Below are 23,438 nucleotides of genomic sequence, written 5' to 3' on the forward strand. Positions count from 1 at the left end.
TCCCTAATCTGGCCCTATTCAGGGTATGCTAGTCAGACTAGGGTTTTTGCACCCGACGTCAATTTTGGTTACAATTCAACCGCTTCAAGCATCCTCACTCAATAGAATCAAGACATGGATAACACCAGAGTTAATCACAACCCCCAACCAAACCATCAACAAGAGTGCACAGCAGGAAATATGGGCTACCCCTACCCCGGTCAACCGTGGTTAGTGGAAGAAAGAGACGCCTGCGGGGTGGGATTTATTGCCAACCCATCGGGGGGTGCGAGCCATTCTATTCTTCAAAAAGCCCTACCCGCCTTAACCTGCTTAGAACATCGGGGGGGCTGTAGCGCCGATCAGGACTCTGGGGATGGGGCTGGGATCATGACCGCTATTCCTTGGGAATTGTTGGCCCCTTGGTTTGCTGAACGAAATATTGATATTTTAAAAGAGCCAGAATGCAAGTATGGGGTGGGGATGGTATTTTTACCCCAGGATCTTGATTTGGCCATTAAAGCCCGTGAAATTATTGAAACTGACCTCAAACAAGAAGAATTAGTCGTTGTGGGTTGGCGAGAAGTCCCGGTTAAACCGGAAGTCCTGGGGTTACAGGCGCGGGAAAACCAACCCCGCATCGAACAGGTTATGGTTTATTCGGCTAAGGGAAATACCGGGGATGATCTTGACCGACAACTGTTTTTAGCCCGTCGATCTTCTGGGGTAGCCTTGAAACAGGATGGGTTAGTCTGGGGCGAGGATATTTATATTTGTTCTTTTTCCTGCCGTACTATTGTCTATAAGGGCATGGTGCGATCGGCGATCCTGGGAGAATTTTATTTAGATTTAATTAACCCCGACTATAAGAGTAATTTCGCGGTTTATCATCGTCGCTTCAGTACCAATACCATGCCGCGCTGGCCTTTGGCTCAACCGATGCGACTGTTGGGGCATAATGGGGAAATTAATACGCTGTTGGGCAATATTAACTGGATGCGGGCGCGGGAAAATATCTTAGCTCATCCGGTTTGGGGCGATCGCTTAAAAACCCTAATTCCCTTTGTGGATGCTACTAATAGCGACTCAGCTAACTTAGATAATTGCCTAGAGTTACTGGTGAGAAGCGGGCGCTGTCCCTTAGAAGCGCTGATGATTATGGTGCCCGAAGCCTATCAAAACCAGCCTAACCTCAAAGACCTACCGGAAATTACGGATTTTTACGAATATTACAGCGGCATCCAAGAACCTTGGGACGGCCCAGCTTTATTAGTCTTTAGTGATGGGAAACAAATTGGGGCCTGTTTGGATCGCAATGGCCTGCGTCCCGCCCGTTACTGTATCACCAAAGATGGCGTGATCATGGTTTCCTCCGAAGCCGGGGTGGTGGATATTCCCGACGACCAAATTCAGGAAAAAGGCCGTTTAGGGCCAGGACAAATGATTGCGGTGGACTTGAGTACCCATGAAGTCCTAAAAAATTGGCAGATCAAACAACGGGTCGCCCATGAACACCCCTATGGCTCCTGGTTAGAACAGTATCGCACCGAGGGGGAACCCCAACCCTTTATTAGTGAAAAACAATTAGCACCGCACACCCTCCTGCAACAGCAAACCGCCTTTGGTTACGGGGCGGAGGATGTGGATATTCAAATTTCGGATATGGCGAGTACGGCCAAGGAAGCAACGTTTTGTATGGGGGATGATACGCCCCTGGCGGTGCTTTCAGACAAACCTCAGTTGTTATACAACTATTTTAAACAACGCTTTGCTCAGGTAACAAACCCACCTATTGATCCATTGCGAGAACGGATTGTTATGTCTCTCTCGATGCAGTTAGGGAAACGGGGGAATTTGTTAGACCTGAAACCCGAAGACGCCCGACTGTATAAAATCAACTCTCCTCTACTGAATGAGGCGGAGTTGGAGGCGCTGCGCCAGTCGGATTTTCCCGGGATCACCCTGTCTACCCTCTATGGTTTGGAAGGAGGGCCCAATGGTTGCGCGATCGCCCTCACCCAACTCTGCGAAAAAGCCGCGGAAGCGGTGGATCAGGGTAAGGAAATTATTATTCTGTCTGATCGCGGATTAACGGCCGAACAGACCTATATTCCGCCGTTGTTGGCCGTGGGAGCGGTTCACCACTATTTAATTAAAATTGGCAAACGCTTACAAGCCTCCCTGGTGGTGGAAACGGCCCAATGTTGGAGTACCCATCATTTTGCCTGTTTAGTCGGTTACGGGGCATCGGCGATTTGTCCCTACATGGCCTTAGAAACCGTGCGCCATTGGTGGTCTAGTCCCCTGATTCAGAACAATCTGTCGAAGGGTAAAATCCCCCCGATGACCATGGAAGATGCCCAGAAAAACTATCAAAAAGCCGTCGAAGATGGGTTACTCAAGATTTTATCAAAGATGGGAATTTCTCTGTTATCTTCCTATCGTGGGGCACAAATCTTTGAAGCCATTGGGATTGGAGAAGATTTACTGGAAATGGGTTTCCGGGGTACGGTGTCTCGCGTTGGGGGTTTAAGTATTTCTGAGTTAAGCCAAGAAGTCTATCAATTCCATGCTAAAGCATTTCCCCTAGAGGCGAAAAAGTTAGAAAACTTCGGGTTTGTCAATGCCATGAAACGGGGAGAATATCACTTAAATAACCCCGAAATGACTAAATTGCTCCACCAGGCTGTTCGTTCTGGCCCCGTAGTAGAGACGTTCCACGGCGCGTCTCATCCTGAAGATGGTGCTAAAGCACAACAACAAACACAACAACGGTTTGACCTTTACGAACTCTATCGTCAATTTGTGGAAAACCGCCCAGCCACAGCCTTACGGGATTTATTAGACTTTAACAGCGATCGCAATTCTATCCCCTTAGAAGAAGTCGAACCCGTCGAGGAAATTGTCAAACGCTTCTGTACCGGGGGGATGTCCCTGGGGGCTCTCTCTCCCGAAGCCCATGAAGTTTTAGCGATCGCCATGAACCGTTTAGGCGGAAAATCCAACTCCGGGGAAGGAGGGGAAGATCCCGCCCGCTACAAGATTTTTAACGATGTTGATGCCAGTGGGATTTCGGCCGGACGTCCCCATTTAAAAGGACTCCAAAACGGAGATAGTGCCAGTTCGGCCATTAAACAGGTGGCCTCGGGACGGTTTGGCGTCACCCCCGAATACTTGATGAATGCCCAGTCGATCGAGATTAAAGTGGCTCAAGGGGCCAAACCCGGAGAAGGAGGCCAACTCCCCGGCAAGAAAGTTAGCGAATATATTGCCATGTTGCGGCGGTCTAAACCCGGTGTCACCCTAATTTCCCCCCCTCCCCACCATGATATTTATTCCATTGAAGACCTAGCCCAATTAATCTTTGACCTGCACCAAATCAACCCCAAGGCCACGGTTTCGGTGAAATTAGTCGCAGAAGTGGGAATTGGAACTATTGCCGCCGGGGTTGCTAAAGCTAACGCCGACTATATCCAAATTTCCGGCCATGACGGGGGGACGGGAGCATCTCCCCTCACCTCCATTAAACACGCCGGAAGTCCTTGGGAATTGGGGTTAACGGAAGTTCATCGGGTGTTGATGGGCAATAAACTCCGCGATCGGGTACGGTTACGGGTGGATGGTGGCTTCAAAAGTGGCTGGGATGTGGTGATGGGAGCCTTAATGGGGGCTGAGGAATTCGGCTTTGGAACCATTGCCATGATCGCTGAGGGCTGTATTATGGCTCGTATTTGCCATACCAATAATTGTCCCGTGGGGGTGACATCCCAACAGGAACGTCTGCGAGAAAAGTTCCCAGGAACTCCGGGCCATGTTGTGAACTTCTTCTATTTTGTAGCTGAAGAAGTGCGGCATATTCTGGCGAGGTTGGGCTATCGGAAATTAGTGGATTTAGTGGGACGGTCTGACCTGCTGAAACGTCGGGAAGGGGTGAATGTGGCTAAGACCCAACATATAAATTTAGATGTATTTACCCAAGCGCCTGTAACGAGCGATCGCAGTTGGTTAAACCATGAACCCATCCATAGTAACGGCCCGGTCTTGGATGATGTCTTATTAGAAGATGCGGAAATTGCCACCGCTATTCAAAACCAGGGGACGGTAACGAAAACCCTGCGGATCGTGAATACTGACCGGACGGTGGGGACACGCATCGCCGGAAAAATCGCCTCTCTCTATGGAAATAGTGGCTTTGCTGGACAAATTAACCTTAACTTTACCGGGGCGGCGGGTCAGAGTTTTGGCGCCTTCAACCTACCCGGAATCAAATTAACCCTGACGGGGGAAGCGAATGATTATGTCGGGAAGGGGATGCACGGGGGAGAGATTATTATTAAACCCCCGGCGGCTGTTACTTATAACCCCTCGGAGAATGTAATTATCGGGAATACCTGTTTATATGGGGCGACGGGAGGAACGTTATACGCCTACGGAAAAGCCGGAGAACGTTTCGCGGTAAGGAATTCCTTGGGTAAAGCCGTTATTGAGGGCGCTGGCGACCACTGTTGTGAATATATGACCGGGGGTGTGGTTGTGGTTCTCGGTAAGGTGGGGCGGAATGTGGGCGCCGGACAGACCGGAGGTTTAGGTTATTTCCTGGATGAAGATGGGGATTTCCCGGAAATGGTAAACCCGGAAATTGTCAAGATTCAACGGGTGAGTACGCCGATGGGTGAACAGCAGTTAAAAGAGTTAATCACACAACACGCGGAACACACGGTCAGCGAGAAGGCTAAAACTATTCTGGCGAACTGGTCGGAGTATTTACCCAAGTTCTGGCAAGTTGTTCCTCCTTCGGAAAAAGATAGTCCTGAAGCGTCAGATGCGGTCGTGGCGGTTGCGATTTAGGATGGTTAATTTTAAGAGTTAATCTCTCAGCCCATTGCCAAATTTGGGGAGTGGGCTGATTTAATGTTTTTGAGGTGTAATCGTAGATTAATATAGGCTCACTTTCCTGATAGTCCAAAATAGTTGCGTTTATATTAGTGGGTCTCAATTTAATACCGAAAGACTTCCCTTGTTAATTAATACTCATAAAGAAGGAATTAAGCTATGAATGCGAAAGATCAACCCTCTAGCTTTTTTGATACAGTAATAAAACTTTTTTCAGATTATTTTAGTAACATACTGAAGATTTCTGGAATACTTTACTTTTTTGGTTTCATTATTACTCGTAGCCATTTATTGAATTATGGCATAACTGAAATAGATTTGCTACAAACTAAATATATTAGTGTCGGGTTATTTTTTATAATTAATGTAGCTATAGTTTGGCTACCTTTCATCATCAGAAAAATTAATGAAGACGAAGAAGAAAAACTTAAGGAAAAAATAGCTCAATCCACTTCTACTTTAGCCTCTTTTTTGATTTTATTATTTGTTATAATAGTTTTTGCGGTTGATCTTATAGCAGAACCTAAATATATATTTATAGGATTTACATTACTTTTTGGCTTCTTATCATTATTAGAAATAATTATATTTAAAAAACCTAATATTTCATTATTTAAAGTAGTTAAAGTTGAAAAATCAAACATTTTATTGTCTAAACGAATTATATTTACTATAATAAGAATAGTAATAGGCATTTTGGTAGCTCATGTGTTTTTATATTTATCATTATCGGCTTGGAACAAAACAATTGATGTAAATATATTTAATTTATTCACTCATACACAAATTAAAAATACACTCAAAGATTACATAGATGATTATTATTCTTCATTAAAATATATTTTTGTAAGCTGGTATTTATCTTTATTAATTATAGGGTATTCATTATATTTATTGATGTCAAAGAAAGTAAACACTGATTCAAAAAATGTTTTATTTGTACAGCTGAGATACTGGTTAATTGCAATAATCACAATATTTTCTCTATTTGATATTCAAAAATATTCTAATCATATTTACCCTCTAATTCCAGCTAATTTAGGAGGTGGGCAGCCAACAAGAATAGAATTGCTTTTATCTAAAGAGGGAAATGATAATTTTAATATTTATAAACAGACGTTGAAAGATCAAGCTCCTCTGAAGTTGAAAGATAAAGCTCTTCTGGAGTTGAAAGATGAAGAGAGATCAAAACTAAAATCAGTTTGCTTAATAGCTCAAACTTCTGAATATTACTATATTTCTCCCTGTTTTAATATTGGAAAAATTGTAAAAAATAAAAATAATAAATTTTCAAAAAATAATTCTAAAATGTTACATGAAAAACTAAAGCGATTCATAGATAGCAAAAAAACCCTAGATCCTTCCTATGAAAAAGCTATTGAAATCAAAAAAAGTGATGTTCTAACTATTGTTTACCAAAGAAATTAACTTCGTCTTGCTATTTATGATATTTGGCTTTAGTTAAAATTTCTAATTTGATTGTGATTCTTTCTAGTAGGGTTGACATTTAAAACGGCTCCATAATCGCTTTTTTCTAGTATACACTCTTTAATATGCACTCTTATTTTAGGAATTACAGTTTGAATAAAAATCCTATAGATCTATTATATCCTTGATTTAATTATTCTATATAAAAACTATTTTTGTCTTCCATACTGGCAAAAAATTATGATTTAGAGCCTACACAATAATATATTCAAGACTTGTGGAATTTAATTTATTTATATCAAAAGGAATATCCTCAACCCATTGCAAAGATTCAAAAAATCTTAGAAAAATTTGATTTAGAATTTGTCGCTAATGACCTCCAAAATATTCTGGGGTCGATGCCAAGAGGTACGGAGAGAATTAGAACCAATTAAAATGAATGCCTAAAATCAATGATAAAAATATTCCTCAAAAACGATATAATATAAACAATCCCTAATCCTCCTGATGGTTATTCCTATGGTCGCTACCCAATCAAAAGCAACCCGAAACTGGCAACCCTTAATTCCACAATTTGAGGTTATTGTTGGGAAAAAAGGCGTGATTCAACGTCGAGAAGAATTACTGGTTTATGAATGTGATGGACTGACTAGCTATCGTCAACGTCCCGCTTTAGTGGTGCTTCCCAAAACCACTGAAGAAGTAGCAGAAGTTGTTAAAATTTGCGATCGCAATTTGATTCCTTGGGTCGCTAGAGGGGCAGGAACTGGACTTTCTGGGGGTGCTTTACCCGTAGAAGATTGTGTTTTAATTGTCACCGCTTTAATGCGAAAAATTCTAAATATTGACCTAGAAAATCAGCGCGTTGTTGTCCAACCAGGAGTAATTAATAATTGGGTCACACAAGCAGTTAGTGGGGCAGGTTTTTATTATGCTCCTGACCCTTCTAGTCAAATTATTTGTTCTATTGGGGGAAATGTTGCCGAAAATTCTGGCGGCGTTCATTGTTTAAAATATGGGGTGACAACTAACCATATTCTCGGACTAAAAATTGTCACTCCTGATGGTGATATTGTTGATATTGGTGGCGATATTCCCGAAATGCCGGGATATGATTTAACCGGGTTATTTGTAGGTTCAGAAGGGACGTTAGGCATGGCTACTGAAATCACTTTAAGGATTCTAAAATCACCGGAATCAATTTGTGTTTTATTAGCAGATTTTACCAATTTAGAATCGGCTGGATCTGCGGTTTCTGATATTATTAGTTCCGGGATTATTCCTGGGGGTATGGAAATTATGGATAACCTCAGTATTAATGCCGTTGAAGATGTGGTAAAAATTGGTTTATATCCTCGGGATGCGGGGGCAATTCTATTAGTTGAATTAGATGGTTTACAGGTAGAAGTTGATACCAATAAACAACGGGTTAGTGAAATTTGTATCAACAATGGGGCGAGAAATATTACCACTGCTAGTAATGCAGAAGATCGGTTAAAAATTTGGAAAGGACGGAAAGCAGCTTTCGCAGCAGCAGGTCATGTCAGTCCTGATTATTATGTTCAAGATGGCGTAATTCCTCGGACAAAAATGGCTTATGTTTTAAAAGAAGTTGAAGCACTGGGAGAAAAATATGGCTATCGTATTGCTAATGTCTTTCATGCGGGGGATGGCAATTTACATCCTTTAATTTTATATGATAATTCCGTTCCAGGTGCATTAGAAACCGTTGAAGAAATTGGTGGCGAAATTCTGAAAATATGTGTGGAAGTGGGTGGTAGTTTATCGGGAGAACATGGTATTGGTGCAGATAAAAAATGTTATATGCCCCAAATGTTTAACGAAGTTGATTTGGAAATGATGCAATGGGTAAGAACAGTTTTTAACCCGAAAGGTTTAGCCAACCCTGGTAAAATGTTACCCACTCCTCGCACCTGTGGAGAGTCCGCCAAACTGCAAAATATTAAACAGTTTGAAGGGACAGAAGTATTTTAATTAATATTGTTAAAATCTCTCAGTAGTGCGGGCGTCCCCGCTCGCTAATTATGCGTCCTCGCTCACTAATTATTATCTATTGAATAGATATAATAATCCGTGCCGAGGTTATAATATTTGATTGTAGGGGTTTCTGGAAAACCTATCTAGCGAACGAGGACGCTCGCCCTGCATTATAATGAACATCAATCCTATTTTTATTTAAAATTATGGCGATCGCAACTGTTAAAAAATTTACCATCGAAGACTATCATCGCCTAACTGAATTAGGCTTTTTCCAAGAAAATGATAGAGTTGAACTGATTCGCGGAGAAATCATTGAAATGGCAGCAAAAGGAATGCTTCACGCAACTGTCAACAGACGGTTAACTAGAGAATTATCTGACATAATTGGTAAGGGTGCAACTTTACAGGGTCAAGATCCTATTATTTTATCTAACTATAGTGAACCTGAACCAGATGTTGTGATTCTTAAAAATAAAGAAGATGACTATTTGAGCAGTCATCCCCATACAGAAGATATTCTACTCTTGATTGAAATTTCTGATTCATCTTTAGACTATGATCAAACTACAAAACTATCAGTTTATGCTGAGAATAATATTACCGATTATTGGATCTTTAATTTAGTCGATTTTTGTTTAGAATGTTATAGCGAACCCTATCAAAAATCACAAGGAGAGTTTGGTTATCTTCGTAAACTGATTTATTTACCCAGCCAGTCTGTAACCTTACCTTATTTTCCTGATTTAACCTTAGATTTATCTAAAGTATTTCCGTAGTTTAATACGTGATGAGTTAACTTTCTGGTAAAATACTAACATCAGTATTGTAGCGACTTGAGGGCAATGTGAGCGAACTTCATCCACGACCCCAAAGTACCCCAAACCCATCCCTGAATCTGGAAGAACCACTGGGTCAGGTTCCCCTGGACTCCGCATTTTATATTGAACGCTTTCCCATTGAATCAGACTGTTATCAAACCATTACTAAATCCGGGGCTTTAATTCGAGTCAAAGCCCCTCGACAAATGGGTAAAAGCTCTTTACTATCTCGAATTCTTAACTATGGTAATCAACAAGGATACCAAACTGCCTATCTCAATTTTCAATCGGCTGACAGCAAATTTTTAAGCAGTTTAGATCAATTTTTACAGTGGTTTTGTGCCAGTTTGAGTGATCAACTGAATCTTGAAAATAAACTGGGGGATTACTGGAAAGATGATTATTTAGGAAGTAAAAGCAAAAGTACAAATTATCTTCAAAGATATTTACTTGCAGAAATTTCCCATGCCGTAGTTGTAGGACTAGATGAAGTTGATCAGATTTTTCAATATCCTGAAATTGCCACAGACTTTTTTGCCCTACTGCGAACTTGGCATGAACAGGGAAAAAATATGCCCGCTTGGAAAAAACTACGGTTAGCGATCGCCCATTCTAAAGAAGTTTATATTCCCCTTCATATCAATCAATCTCCCTTTAATGTGGGTCTACCGATTGAATTACCTGAACTGAATGAACTTCAAGTACAAGATTTAATCCAACGACATCAGTTAAATTGGCAAGAAGCTGAAGTTCAACAACTGATGGTAATCTTGGGAGGAAATCCTTATTTAATTCGAGTAGCTTTGTATGAAATTGCACGGGAACGATTAAATTTAGAACAATTAATCGCATTAGCACCCACTGAAGAAGGGCCATATTATGAACATTTACGCCGTCATTTACTGAATCTTGAAAGTGATGAGTCTTTATTAACAGCTTTTAAACAAGTTGTTAACTGTGAACAACCGATCCGTATTGGTTCCTCAGAAGCGTTTAAATTACGCAGTATGGGATTAGTAAAAATTCATGGTAATTTAGTTGAACCCTTATGCAATCTGTATCGAGACTATTTTCGAGAACATTTACCTGATCATTTAAGTGTTACCGGAGTATTAGCACGCGACCAACCACCATCTCATCGGATCTTAGCTGCTATTGTCTTTACAGATGTTGTCAATTCAACGCAACTGATGGTTGCCAATCAAACCCAGATGTTAGAATCACTAACTCGTGATTTTCAATGGATGCGAGACATTTGTAATCGCTATGAAGGTCAAGTGTTAAAATCGATGGGAGATGGATTATTAATGTATTTTAACAGTGCTGTTCAAGCCGTTTCTTGCGCTCAAGAAATTCAGAAAAACTTAGTGCGTTCTGCTACTTATTTACCCTCTAATCAGGTACTTTATCATCGAATTGGGATTCATTTGGGAGATGTGTTTTTTAGTGGGGATGATGTGTTAGGCGAAGGAGTTAATATGGCAGCACGCCTGCAAGGTCAAGCGGGAATGAATGGTATTTGTATTTCTAAAACAGTCTATGAAGTGGTGAAAAATCATATACCTTTACAGGCAGAATATATAGGATTAAAACCGCTAAAAGGATTTCCCGAACCTGTGGATTTGTATCAAATTAATCCTTAACGATTTACTCATCTGTTTAATCATTTTGAAGGAATAACTGATGTTTGATGCTCCGAGATTAACCGATTTTTATCAAGTTGGGGGTAGTCTCCCCCCCGATGCACCCACTTATGTGAAACGACAAGCGGATGAAGAATTATATCAAGCCTTAAAAGCGGGAGAATTTTGTTATGTTTTGAACTCCCGACAAATGGGAAAATCCTCTCTGCGAGTCCAAACTATGCAACGATTAGAAGCAGAAGGTGTAGCTTGTGCTGCTATTGATATTACTTTAATTGGGACTTGTGATATCACCGCAGAACAATGGTATGCGGGGTTAATTGATAGTTTAGTGGGATATTTTGATTTATATAAAAATTTTGATCTCAATACTTGGTGGAAGCAAAACAGCCTATTATCTTATATTCAGCGTTTAAGTAAGTTTATCGATGATATTTTATTGAAAGAAATTCAGCAAAAAATTGTTATTTTCGTAGATGAAAGTGATAGTATTCGCAGTTTAGACTTTAATATAGAAGACTTTTTTGCCTTAATTCGAGCTTGTTACAATCTTCGGGTTGATAAACCTCAATATAAACGATTAACCTTCACTATTTTAGGCGTTGCGAGTCCCTCCGATTTAATTCAAGACAAAACCCGTACCCCCTTTAATATTGGTCGCGCCATTGAATTAACGGGATTTAATCTACAAGAAGCTCAACCCTTAGCCATGGGATTAACGACAAAATCTATCAATCCTTTAGCAACGTTACAAGCCGTATTAAACTGGACAGGGGGACAACCCTTTTTAACCCAAAAAGTCTGTTCCTTAATTCAAACTTTAGCAGAACCTATTCTTGAAGGACAGGAAAGTATTAGGGTTGAACAATTAGTGAGAAAACACTTGATTGAAAATTGGGAATCCCAAGATGAACCCGAACATTTACGAACCATTCGAGATCGGATGTTAAGAGTGAGAGAACGAACAGCAAGACTGTTGGGATTATATCAACAAATTGTACAATACGGCGAAATTGTTGCAGAAGACAGTCCAGAACGAACGGAATTACAACTGAGTGGTTTAGTGGTTAAACGGTTAGGAAAAATTCAAGTTTATAATCGCATTTATGCTGAAGTTTTTAATCAAAATTGGATTACCAATGTTTTAGCCGATTTACGTCCCTATTCTGAAAAAATAGCAGCTTGGATTGCGTCTCAATGCAAAAATGACGCTTACTTACTGCGTTCTCAAGAATTACGAGAAGCTCAAAAGTGGGCTGTCGGTAAAACTTTAATGTTACAAGATTATCAATTTTTAACTGCGAGTCAAGAATTAGAAAATAGAGCCATTGAAGAAGCTTTTAGCTTAATTAATCAAGAAGATAAACTCAAAGCAAAAACTTCAAGTAATCACGACGAAATTCTCTCCAAATTAGTTGGGATTTTAGGTGTCTCTAATCAATTTTCTCAATTGAAAAACATTGAAAATATAAGAAAAAATGAGGGTAGTCTAATATCCAAATCACCAACTAATTCTGTATCTGGGGGTGGTCGAAAATCTGCACCCCCAACCAATTCTATATCTGGAGAATCAGCCGTTGTTTCAGCACAAATTCTTGATGTAGCTGCTGTTGAAAAATCCACAGGTTCTTCATCAGACAAAGGGGGGGGTTTAGTTGTTATGCCGCAACAGGGTGGCAATTTCTCCTCTTTTTTAGCACCTGTAGCCAAAGATAATTTTGTTCAAGTCGTTAAAGAAGTTGAGGATAAACCCAAAACTGTTAATCAAACCCTATCGATGCTGAATAATCTCCTCGATGCTCAAGGGTTTGAGGAAATTCTCAATGAAATGCTGCGATCAATTACGATCAAAATTGGGGAATTACTCAATGCACATCGCACCACAATATGGCTATTCAATGAAGAAAAACATGAACTCTGGTCAATGGTAGCCGGAGGAGCCGAAGGAAAACCCCTAGAACTGCGGATTCCTTCAACAGCCGGAATCGCCGGAGAAGTCGCTACAACCCGATCTGTTGTTAATATTCCTTACGATTTTTACGCTGATCCGCGTTCTGCTGCTGCCCAGAAAATGGATCAGAAAAACGGATATCGGACTTATACCATGCTGGTCATGCCTATATTAAATCGTGAAAATCAATTGCTAGGAGTGGTACAATTAATCAACAAATTAAAAGCAAATGTTGATCCCTTACTTCCCTTAGAAGAAAAAATAGATTTTGGGGGGTTTAGCTCGCAGGATGAAACAACCTTTGAAAAATTTCTTCCTTCGGTTTGTCCGGTTTTAGAATGCTCTTGTTCGTTATATGCCACAATGATAAAACAACAGACTGCTGCTGCATTAAGGAAGGCGATAGATGTCTTAAATAAGAGCAGTTTAGACTTAGACGAAACGATAAAGAATATTATGGATCAAGCCAAAGAATTAATCAATGTTGATCGGAGTACCCTCTGGTTATTAGATGAAGAAAAAGCAGAACTCTGGACGAAAATTCCCATCAATGGAAAACTCGTAGAAATTCGGATTCCTCAACACGCCGGGTTTGCTGGAATTGTTGCGCAAAGTGGCGAACCTGTATTAATTCCATTTGATCTTTACAATGCTCCGCGTTCCGAAACCTCTAAACACACGGATCAAAAAACTAAATATCGGACGTGCAGTATGTTATGCACACCCATTTATAATGCCGATAATCAACTGATTGGTGTAACTCAGTTAATTAATAAGAAAAAACAAGGAGAATATCCTCCGTATGATCCGACCAATTGGCCAGAAGCCCCGGAACAATGGAAAGTCAGTTTTAACACCAATGATTTAGAATTCATGCGAGCGTTTAATATTCAAGCGGGAATTGTTCTTGAAAATGCAAAATTATTTCAAAAAATCAAGAGTAAAGATCGGCAAAAACAAAATATTTTACAATCTTTAAACAATGCTGTTATCTCTACAGATCAAGATGGGAAAATTTTAACTTTTAATAAATTAGGGAAAGAACTATTAGGAATCACAGAAAACCAAAAATTGCAAGGATTATTGTTGCGAGATTTGATTCAGATTGTAGAAGGAGATTTTTCTCACTGGTTAAATATAGCACTCGCTCCTCAAAAATCAATGGATTATGAGCAATATTATCCTGATCAAACTTTAGTTTCTATCGCTTCAGGTTCTTCTTATAATATCAATCTTTTTATTAACTCAATTTTAGACACTAATAATTCCCAAAAAGTAACGGGTGCTTCAATTATGATTGAAACTATTACGGAAATAAAATCTATTAAAAACTTTTTATATCAATATATGACACCTACGGTTGCTGAAGAATTTATTTCCAGTGAAAATACTGAACTTGAAGGAACATATAAAAATGTTACAATTATGTTCTCAGATATTCGGGACTATACCCGCTTAACCCAAGAATTATCACCTCCTGATGTTATTAGTTTACTGAATGAACATTTTGAAGAAATGGCAACGAGTGTCCTCCGCTATAAAGGAATCGTTGATAAATATATTGGGGATGCAATGATGGCTGTTTTCGGGGCTTTTCCTCCCTTAAAAGATCATGGTTGGATGGCAATACAATCGGTGGTTGAAATGCGCGAGCACTTAGTTCAATTTAACCAAAATCGAATCAATCGAGAATTGACACCGATCGAATTTGGCATCGGTTTAAATTCAGATGAAGTGATGTGTGGAAAAATAGGTTCAACGAAACGGATGGACTTAACTTTTATAGGCAGTGGGGTCAATTTAGCGTCTTATTTAGAATCTTTAAATAAACGCTATGGGACAGCTATTCTTATGAGTGAAAGCACTTGTAAACCCTATATAGATAGAATCATAGTTCGAGAATTGGATTTAATTCGACCTTGGAAAAATAGTAAACCAATCCATATTTATGAATTAGTTGGAATGCGGGTGGGTCAGTATGCCCGTCCTCTCCCAGAACAGAAGCAAAAAATTATTGAATATTATCATAAGGGACGAGAATATTATCTTAAACCTGCCCAGAAAAACCTAACGACTACTCAGGCTAAAAAATGCTTTAAAACTGCTAAACAGGAATTTTTAAAAGTATTGAAAGTTGATCCTGAAAATAAAGCTGCAAAACTACAGATTGAACGCTGTAGCTTTTATGAAAGTAATCAACTTCCCGATCAAAATTGGGATGGGGTTTGGAATCACTAAGAAAGTTCTGATCAGCATTCAAGAAATATTTATCTATCTGATGATCAGTTGACTCCAAAACAAAATGTATTGGGAGGTTAATCAAAATCTGCATTTATAACCGGACATTAATCTGCGATAATAATAAATTAGTCTTTAATTTTAGGAAGTATAAAAATGCGACTCTCTCAAATGCTATTTGTCACCCTGCGCGAAGATCCCAAAGAAGCGGAAATTCCCAGTCATAAACTATTAGTCCGGGCGGGATATATTCGCCGCATTGGGAGTGGAATTTATGCTTATCTTCCCCTGATGTGGCGAGTTTTGCAAAAAGTCTCTCAAATTGTCCGAGAAGAAATGAACGCCACGGGAGCCCAAGAATGTCTACTTCCCCAAGTCCAACCCGCCGAACTTTGGCGCGAGTCGGGACGCTGGGATACTTATACCAAAGCTGAGGGAATTATGTTTTCCCTAACTGACCGCCGGAAGCGGGAATTAGCATTAGGCCCAACCCATGAGGAAGTGATTACAACTATTGCTAAAGATATGATCCGTTCCCATCAACAATTGCCGATTCATTTATATCAAATTCAGACTAAATTTAGAGATGAAATTCGTCCTCGGTTTGGCTTAATGCGGGGTCGGGAATTTATTATGAAAGACGGTTATTCTTTCCATAGCGATGAAGAAAGTTTGAAGAAAACCTATCGAGATATGGATCAAGCCTATCGAAATATGTTAAGCCGTTGTGGGTTACAATATCGAGCGGTAGAAGCTGATTCTGGAGCGATTGGGGGCAGTGGTTCTCAAGAGTTTATGGTCTTAGCAGAAGCGGGAGAAGATGAAGTTCTCTATACTGAAGATGGCAAATATGCTGCTAATACGGAAAAAGCCACATCCCATCCGGTTGATGCGGAACCTTCTAGCTTTACCGAATATCAAAAGTTAGAAACTCCGAATACGAACACCATTGCCACCTTAGCTAAATTCTTGAATTGTTCCCCGACACAAATTGTTAAAAATGTTCTGTATCAAGTTGTTTATGATAATGGAACAACGGTTTTAGTTTTAATTAGTATTCGAGGTGATCAGGAGGTTAATGAAGTTAAATTTCAAAATGAATTAACAAAATTAGCCCATGAATTTAAGGCAAAAACTATATTATCTTTAACGGTTCCTGATGAAGAAGCTCAAGAAAAATGGAGAACAAAACCTTTGCCTTTAGGCTATATTTCTCCTAAATTAGAAGATGTTTATATTACCCATCGAGAACAACTTGAGTCTAAGTTTTTAAGACTGGTGGATCAAACCGCCGTTGAATTAAAGAATTTTGTCACCGGGGCGGATGAATCAGGATATCACGTTGTTGGGGCAAATTGGGGCAAAGAATTTACCTTACCTAAAACTATTGTTGATCTCAGAAAAGCTCAAAAAGGCGATCGCGCAGTTCATGACCCTGAACAAATTTTACAGAGTGCTAGGGGCATTGAAGTGGGTCATATTTTCCAACTGGGGATTAAATATTCTCAGGCGATGGGAGCAACCTTTAGCAATGAACAGGGGGAAGAATTGCCCTTAGTCATGGGATGTTATGGCGTGGGGGTATCTCGGTTAGCGCAATCGGCCGTGGAACAATCCTATGATAAGGATGGGATTATTTGGCCCGTGGCGATCGCACCCTATCAAGTCATCATTGCCATTCCTAATATTAGCGATGCTCAACAGGTAGAAATTGCCGAAAAACTCTATACGGAGTTAAATCAAGCCGGAATTGAAACCCTCCTCGATGATCGCAATGAACGGGCCGGGGTAAAATTCAAAGACGCTGATTTGATTGGGATTCCCTATCGGATTGTCACGGGACGTTCAATCAAATCGGGTAAAGTGGAACTGGTAGAACGAGCCACCCACAATGCCCAAGAAATCGCTATTGAGGACGTCGTATCAACCCTCAAACAGAATATTAAAGCAGCATTGGAGAATTAGGGGTGTTGTTAGTTGATGGTTAAGAAAGCCCTGAAGGGCTTACTACAATTGGTGAGCGAAATTAATTTTCTTTGAAGTGCTGTTGCCACAACATGATATTATTCATAGTGGCTTGCAGAGCGTGTTATGCGCTGTGTGCGTGAACTTGGGGAAAGTTAGAACTGTCGGTTTCGGATTTCGGAGCAAGCAGTTGTGACTGAACTAAAAATTGGTGAACCTGTCCAAGTACCTATGACAAACCCAGAGGAAACAGTAGAATCCGGGTCTAAACTGACTATAGAACCCGACCCTTCCATGCGAGAGTATTATCAGTTGCAGCAAGAGGTGTTACTGATCGCGATCGCCAGTGCCGGGGTCATTTTTGCTGTGGTTTGCTGTTTCTATCCTTTGGAAATTGCCCTGAACTATTTGCTAGGGGCGATGGTGAGTGTAGTCTACTTGCGGATGCTAGGCAAAGATGTAGAGAAAATCGGTCGAGAAAAAGGAAAACTTAGCCAGAATCGGCTCGGTGTCTTCGCGCTTTTAATCATTGTAGCCACTCAATGGGAACAGCTAAAGATTCTACCGATTTTTTTAGGGTTTCTCACCTATAAATTGGCTCTCATCCTCTATGTCATCAAGACAACGTTCACCCCTGAGCCGAAGTAGGTCACGCGGTTTTTGGAATCCTCCAGTCCTCAATCTGTAGAGGAAGCCTACTCAAGATGGAAATGCTGACTATCTTAAACAACTTTAATCATCTTCCCCTCGCCAATTTAGAAGTTGGCCGGCAGTTATATTGGGAAATCGGCGGTTTCAAACTCCATGGTCAGATTTTCCTGACCTCCTGGTTTGTGATCGGCTTGCTGATTATCGCCTCGGTGCTTGCTAGTAGCAAGGTACAGCGAATTCCCAGTGGAATGCAGAATTTTATGGAGTACGTCCTAGAATTCATTCGCAATCTGGCCAAAGACCAAATCGGGGAAAAAGAATATCGTGCTTGGGTTCCCTTTGTCGGAACACTGTTCTTATTCATCTTCACGTCCAACTGGTCAGGTGCTTTACTTCCCTGGAAGTTGATCGAACTCCCTTCTGGAGAATTAGCCGCCCCGACTAGCGACATCAATACCACCGTCGCCTTAGCGCTGTTAACGTCTTTAGCGTATTTCTACGCCGGAATTAGCAAAAAAGGCCTATTAGGTTATTTTGCTGACTACGCCAAACCCGTTCCCTTCCTCGCTCCATTCCGAGTGATTGAAGATTTTACCAAACCCCTCTCCCTGAGTTTCCGTTTGTTTGGTAACGTTTTAGCGGATGAATTGGTGGTTGCGGTATTAGTGTTCTTGGTACCTCTGTTTATTCCCCTACCTTTAATGGTTTTGGGTTTATTCTTGAGCGCCATTCAAGCCCTGATTTTTGCGACCCTAGCGGCGAACTATATTGGTGAAGCCCTAGAAGGACATGGCGGAGATCATCACGACTAGGGAAAGAAATAAAGACTTTAAGATTTATTTTCTTAGCTCTGAATTTTTCCAAAATGTTCCCTGGGGTTAAACTTGATCCCCTTTATTGGTAAAATAGCGTTTTGGGGACTCCAATCCATCTAAAAAATCTGGCATTTGTAACGGGACAAAGAAGAAAAGTATTTTCTTCAAAACTCCCAGTTTAAGCAATGCTGATCAGGATTGATTTCACATTTGTCTAACCGATTGTTTGTTAACTCTTTTGTATTTAGAAGGAAGAAAATTATCATGGATCCATTAGTTGCCGCTGCTTCCGTTATTGCTGCTGCTTTAGCCGTTGGTTTAGGCGCGATCGGCCCTGGAATTGGTCAAGGAAATGCGGCAGGTCAAGCTGTAGAAGGGATTGCTCGTCAACCCGAAGCTGAAGGTAAAATTCGCGGAACTTTACTGTTAAGTTTAGCCTTCATGGAAGCCCTGACCATTTATGGTTTAGTCGTTTCTCTGGTCTTACTGTTTGCTAACCCCTTCGCCTAAACAGTAATCCAAAACATGGATTTTAGGTTTTAGGTTTCAGGGTTCTGAAATTTAAGTCTAAAATCCATCTTTAATGCAACTCTTCAAGGGACAATAATGCACGGGACAATTCTATTTGCGGTTGAAGAGGCTGCCAAAGAAGGAGGACTTTTTGATCTGGATGCAACCCTGCCTTTAATGGCAGTCCAGTTCTTAATCCTTGCAGCAATTTTAAACCAGGTTTTTTATAAACCTTTAGGAAAGGCAATTGATGAACGCTCAGATTATATCCGCGAGCGCGAGTCCAACGCCAAAGAACGTCTGGCTAAGGCGGAAAAATTAGCCCATCAGTATGAATTAGAGTTAGCAGAAACTCGCAAAAAAGCTCAAGCGACCATTGTAAACGCCCAAGCTCAAGCTCAGAAAAATGCCTCTGAGAAAGTAGCAGAAGCCCAACAAGAATCGCAAAAAGTCAGAGAAAAAGCGGCTCAAGAAATCGAGCAGGAAAAACAACAAGCCCTACAAGCATTAGAGCAACAAGTTGAACCGCTCAGTCGCCAAATTTTAGAAAAATTATTAGGGGCTGAGTTAGTTAAATAATCTTGGATGCCCTAGCTTGTGAAGCAGCAAAGCCCATTCGCTTGTTAGATTCCCAGAAAATTCCGATTTGAAGATAGCCCAGGCTCAAGTCTGACCTTCTAAATCAGAGGTTAGATCTTCAGCCGCGCATTTATGAGAAGAACATCATGGAGACTGTTTTATTACTAGCCACAGAAGCTAGCTCTGAAGCTGGATTCGGTCTCAATACCAATATTTTAGAGACGAACCTAATTAACCTAGCTATTCTGATTGGTGTACTGGTTTACTTTGGCCGAGGTTTTTTAGGAAAAATCCTAAGTGAAAGACGCTCCGCCATTGAAGAAGCCATTAAAGAAGCGGAACAGCGTCAGGAACAAGCCCAGGCTTCTCTTGCCAAACAACAGCAGAAACTCAGTGAAGCCCAAACCGACGCCCAACGAATTTTAGCCGAAGCCGAAGCCCGGGCTAAAACCGTTGCTGACTTGATTCTGACCAAAGCCACTGAAGATGTGGAACGGATGAGGGCAACTGCCAGCCAAGAGTTAGATTCAGAACGGGAACGGGTGATCGCTCAACTGCGTTCTGTGATTGCGAGTCAAGCCATTGAACGGGCAGAAGCCCAAATCAAAGAGCGGCTTGATGACCGAATTCAGGAGCGATTGATTGATCAGAGTCTAATGCTGCTGGGAGGTTGAAGATGAGCGCGATCGCAGGACAAATTATTGAGCCCTACGCCTCGGCGTTAATGTCCGTGGCTCAATCTAAAAATTTAACCGAAGAATTCGGGAATGATATTCGTTCATTACTCGAATTACTCAACAGTTCCGCAGAATTAAAAACCTTTTTAGGAAGTCCGGTGGTAAAACCCCAGGATAAAAAAGCGATTCTGCAACGCATCACTGGAGATGAAATGAATCCCGCCTTGCGGAATTTCTTAATGCTCTTAGTAGATCGGGGCCGGATTTTATTCCTAGAGGGAATTGGTCAACAGTATTTAGCCTTACTGCGGAAACTGAATCAAACGGTATTGGCTGAAGTCACTTCCGCCCATCCGTTAACCGAGGCTCAATACGATACCTTGACGGCAAAAGTCAAAGCCATGACTAATGCTCGAGCCGTGGAAATTTCCACAACCATCGAGCCTGAACTCTTAGGCGGTGTGATTATCAAAGTTGGATCTCGCGTGGTAGATGCCAGTCTGCGTGGACAACTGCGCCGAATTGGAATCAAATTAGCCCAATAAAATCTAGTGACCCGTCATGATCATGTCGGGGATCTTTTTTTAACTTATAACCTCTAACTACTGACAACAACAATGGTAGCGATCAGACCTGACGAAATTAGCAGTATTATTCAACAACAAATTGAACAGTACGACCAAGACGTTAAAGAAACCAACGTCGGAACTGTTCTACAAGTCGGTGACGGAATTGCCCGGATTTATGGTTTAGATAAAGCCATGTCCGGCGAACTATTAGAATTTGCGGATGGCACTATCGGAATTGCCCTCAACCTAGAAGAAGATAACGTCGGTGCGGTGTTAATGGGTGAAGGTCGGGAGATCCAAGAGGGTTCCGCCGTCACCGCCACCGGAAGAATTGCTCAAATCCCCGTGGGCGACGCCATGTTAGGCCGGGTGGTTGATGCCTTAGCCCGTCCCATTGATGGCAAAGGCGATATTAAAAGCTCGGAAAACCGCTTATTAGAATCTCCTGCTCCTGGGATTATCGAGCGTCGTTCTGTTTGCGAACCCATGCAAACCGGGATCACCGCCATTGACTCCATGATCCCCATTGGTCGGGGTCAACGGGAATTAATCATTGGTGACCGTCAAACTGGGAAAACCTCCATCGCCATTGACACGATCATTAACCAACAGGGCGAAGACGTGATCTGCGTCTACGTTGCCATTGGTCAAAAAGCCTCTACGGTGTCTCAAGTCGTTGCAACCCTAGAAGAAAAAGGGGCGATGGAATATACGGTCGTTGTGGCGGCTAGTGCTAGTGAATCCGCGACCCTGCAATACCTGGCTCCCTATACTGGGGCAAGTATCGCCGAGTATTTCATGTACAAAGGCAAACACACCCTGGTCATCTATGATGACTTATCAAAACAGGCCCAAGCCTACCGTCAAATGTCCCTGTTACTCCGTCGTCCTCCCGGACGGGAAGCCTATCCCGGGGATGTGTTCTATCTCCACTCTCGTTTATTAGAGCGGGCTGCGAAACTGAACGACGAACTCGGTGGCGGCAGTATGACGGCGTTACCGATTATTGAAACTCAAGCCGGTGACGTTTCGGCCTATATTCCGACTAACGTGATTTCGATTACCGACGGTCAGATCTTTCTCTCCTCTGACTTGTTTAACTCCGGTTTACGTCCGGCGGTGAATGCGGGGATTTCTGTGTCCCGGGTGGGTTCAGCAGCCCAAACCAAAGCCATGAAGAAAGTGGCCGGGAAAGTGAAATTGGAGTTGGCTCAGTATGCTGAATTAGCTGCATTTTCTCAGTTCGCCTCCGATTTAGACCAAGCAACTCGTAACCAATTGGAACGGGGCAAACGTCTGCAAGAACTGTTAAAACAGTCCCAAAATTCTCCCCTGCAATTGTTTGAACAGGTGGCGGTGATTTACGCGGGAATTAATGGTTATCTCGATGAGATCCCCGTTGAAAAAATCGTTACTTTTGCCATTGGACTGCGGGAATATCTGAAAAATAGCAAACCCAAATATGTGGAAATCGTTCAAGGCAAAAAAGTCCTTGATGATGAAGCCGAAGGTCTGCTGAAAGAAGGGATCAACGAATTTAAACAAACCTTCTTAGTTTCTCCTTAATTAGTTAACAGTTATCATTTATCAGTGAAAGAGTTAAGGGTGATCAGTGAAAAGTTAAGATCCTGTTCACTGTTGACTCTTTAACTGTTGGGTGATACAGCAGTCGCGCCCAAAAATGTTTGACAAAGACTGATGTGGCAAACCTTGACTGCTGAAACCTGTTCCCAGATCCGAAATTCCTTGCTATAACTGACAAAAATATGTCAAATTTAAAAGCGATCCGCGATCGCATTGATTCGGTTAAAAACACTAAGAAAATCACAGAAGCGATGCGTCTAGTTGCTTCGGCTAAAGTGCGTCGTGCCCAGGAACAAGTCTTGGCCTCCCGCCCTTTTGCTGATCGATTAGCCGGAATTCTTTATGGGTTACAATCCCGTTTGAAATTTGAAGAAGCAGATTTACCTTTGCTCAAACAACGGGAAGTTAAAAAAGTCGGATTATTAGTGATTGCTGGTAATCGGGGCTTGTGCGGCACTTATAATAGTAGCGTGATTAAACGGGCTGAAACTCGCGCCCAAGAGTTGCAAGCCGAAGGGATTGAATGCAGCTATTTGTTAGTGGGACGCAAAGCGATTCAATATTTTCAAAGACGGGATACTCCTATCCGCGCAACGGTAGAAAATCCTGAAAAAAATCCCGCCTTAGAAAGAGTCAGGGATTCTGCGGACAATCTTTTGGCTTTATTTTTATCCGGGGAATTGGATCGGATTGAGTTAATTTATACGAAATTTGTTTCGTTAATTGCTTCTCGTCCGGTAATTCAAACCCTGTTACCTCTTACTCCTCAAGGGTTAGAGCCAACGGATGATGAAATCTTCCGTTTGACAACTAAAAATGGTCAATTTGAAGTAACACGGGAGAAAGTCAAAAATACTCTCACGGATTTACCCAGAGATATGATTTTTGAACAAGATCCGGCTCAGATTTTGGATGCGTTATTACCTTTGTTTTTAACCAACCAATTATTACGCGCTTGGCAAGAATCGATTGCCAGTGAGTTAGCCGCCCGGATGACGGCGATGAGTAATGCGAGTGAAAATGCTGGAGATTTAATTAAATCCCTGACCTTATCCTACAACAAAGCTCGTCAAGCTTCCATTACCCAGGAACTTCTGGAAGTGGTTGGCGGTGCAGAAGCTTTGAAGGGTTAATTTT

General features: G+C 41.4%; 15 protein-coding genes. All 15 read left to right on the plus strand.

The features are described 5' to 3' along the window. Nucleotides 1-114: 114 nt before the first annotated feature. The 15 genes from gltB (at nucleotide 115) to PL9631_RS00580 (ending at nucleotide 23,434) form a co-directional block, all read left to right on the plus strand. Nucleotides 115-4,827 carry a glutamate synthase large subunit gene (gltB, locus tag PL9631_RS00505; protein ID WP_083616092.1) on the plus strand — a complete coding sequence of 1,571 codons (4,713 nt, stop codon included), beginning with the start codon at nucleotides 115-117 and terminating at the stop codon, nucleotides 4,825-4,827. Between the two features lie 204 nt (nucleotides 4,828-5,031). Further along, complete coding sequence (locus tag PL9631_RS00510) at nucleotides 5,032-6,300, plus strand: hypothetical protein (RefSeq protein WP_083616093.1); 1,269 nt, start codon at nucleotides 5,032-5,034, stop codon at nucleotides 6,298-6,300. A 519-nt stretch (nucleotides 6,301-6,819) separates the two neighbouring features. Continuing rightward, nucleotides 6,820-8,295, plus strand: coding sequence for a glycolate oxidase subunit GlcD (gene glcD, locus PL9631_RS00515; RefSeq protein WP_083616094.1), 1,476 nt, complete (start codon nucleotides 6,820-6,822; stop codon nucleotides 8,293-8,295). A 209-nt stretch (nucleotides 8,296-8,504) separates the two neighbouring features. Further along, nucleotides 8,505-9,077 carry a Uma2 family endonuclease gene (locus PL9631_RS00520; RefSeq protein WP_083616095.1) on the plus strand — a complete coding sequence of 191 codons (573 nt, stop codon included), beginning with the start codon at nucleotides 8,505-8,507 and terminating at the stop codon, nucleotides 9,075-9,077. Nucleotides 9,078-9,145: 68 nt separating this feature from the next. Next, nucleotides 9,146-10,762, plus strand: coding sequence for an AAA-like domain-containing protein (locus PL9631_RS00525; protein WP_083616096.1), 1,617 nt, complete (start codon nucleotides 9,146-9,148; stop codon nucleotides 10,760-10,762). A gap of 40 nt (nucleotides 10,763-10,802) precedes the next feature. Continuing rightward, nucleotides 10,803-14,951 (plus strand): AAA-like domain-containing protein, encoded by a 4,149-nt coding sequence (locus tag PL9631_RS26590; protein WP_231516596.1) that lies wholly within the window; start codon nucleotides 10,803-10,805, stop codon nucleotides 14,949-14,951. Between the two features lie 156 nt (nucleotides 14,952-15,107). Beyond that, nucleotides 15,108-16,916: a proline--tRNA ligase gene (gene proS / locus PL9631_RS00540; RefSeq protein WP_083616097.1), complete on the plus strand. Its 1,809-nt coding sequence runs from the start codon at nucleotides 15,108-15,110 to the stop codon at nucleotides 16,914-16,916. A 192-nt stretch (nucleotides 16,917-17,108) separates the two neighbouring features. Further along, nucleotides 17,109-17,564: an ATP synthase subunit I gene (locus tag PL9631_RS00545; RefSeq protein WP_231516597.1), complete on the plus strand. Its 456-nt coding sequence runs from the start codon at nucleotides 17,109-17,111 to the stop codon at nucleotides 17,562-17,564. A 56-nt stretch (nucleotides 17,565-17,620) separates the two neighbouring features. Then, nucleotides 17,621-18,379 carry a F0F1 ATP synthase subunit A gene (gene atpB, locus PL9631_RS00550; protein WP_083616098.1) on the plus strand — a complete coding sequence of 253 codons (759 nt, stop codon included), beginning with the start codon at nucleotides 17,621-17,623 and terminating at the stop codon, nucleotides 18,377-18,379. Between the two features lie 267 nt (nucleotides 18,380-18,646). Next, complete coding sequence (gene atpE / locus PL9631_RS00555) at nucleotides 18,647-18,892, plus strand: ATP synthase F0 subunit C (RefSeq protein ID WP_083616099.1); 246 nt, start codon at nucleotides 18,647-18,649, stop codon at nucleotides 18,890-18,892. A gap of 93 nt (nucleotides 18,893-18,985) precedes the next feature. Further along, entirely contained in the window at nucleotides 18,986-19,471 is a 486-nt protein-coding gene (locus PL9631_RS00560; protein ID WP_197046223.1) for a F0F1 ATP synthase subunit B', read from the plus strand. Nucleotides 19,472-19,617: 146 nt separating this feature from the next. Continuing rightward, nucleotides 19,618-20,145 (plus strand): F0F1 ATP synthase subunit B, encoded by a 528-nt coding sequence (locus PL9631_RS00565; protein ID WP_083616101.1) that lies wholly within the window; start codon nucleotides 19,618-19,620, stop codon nucleotides 20,143-20,145. 2 nt (nucleotides 20,146-20,147) lie between these two features. Beyond that, nucleotides 20,148-20,693 carry an ATP synthase F1 subunit delta gene (atpH, locus tag PL9631_RS00570; protein ID WP_083616102.1) on the plus strand — a complete coding sequence of 182 codons (546 nt, stop codon included), beginning with the start codon at nucleotides 20,148-20,150 and terminating at the stop codon, nucleotides 20,691-20,693. A 72-nt stretch (nucleotides 20,694-20,765) separates the two neighbouring features. After that, nucleotides 20,766-22,283, plus strand: coding sequence for a F0F1 ATP synthase subunit alpha (gene atpA / locus PL9631_RS00575; protein WP_083616103.1), 1,518 nt, complete (start codon nucleotides 20,766-20,768; stop codon nucleotides 22,281-22,283). A gap of 200 nt (nucleotides 22,284-22,483) precedes the next feature. Beyond that, the gene (locus PL9631_RS00580) at nucleotides 22,484-23,434 is read left to right on the plus strand and encodes a F0F1 ATP synthase subunit gamma (RefSeq protein ID WP_083616104.1); all 951 of its coding nucleotides are present in this window, start codon (nucleotides 22,484-22,486) and stop codon (nucleotides 23,432-23,434) included. The last annotated feature ends 4 nt before the right edge of the window (nucleotides 23,435-23,438 follow it).

Source organism: Planktothrix paucivesiculata PCC 9631 (assembly GCF_900009265.2).
GTDB classification, from domain to species: domain Bacteria; phylum Cyanobacteriota; class Cyanobacteriia; order Cyanobacteriales; family Microcoleaceae; genus Planktothrix; species Planktothrix paucivesiculata.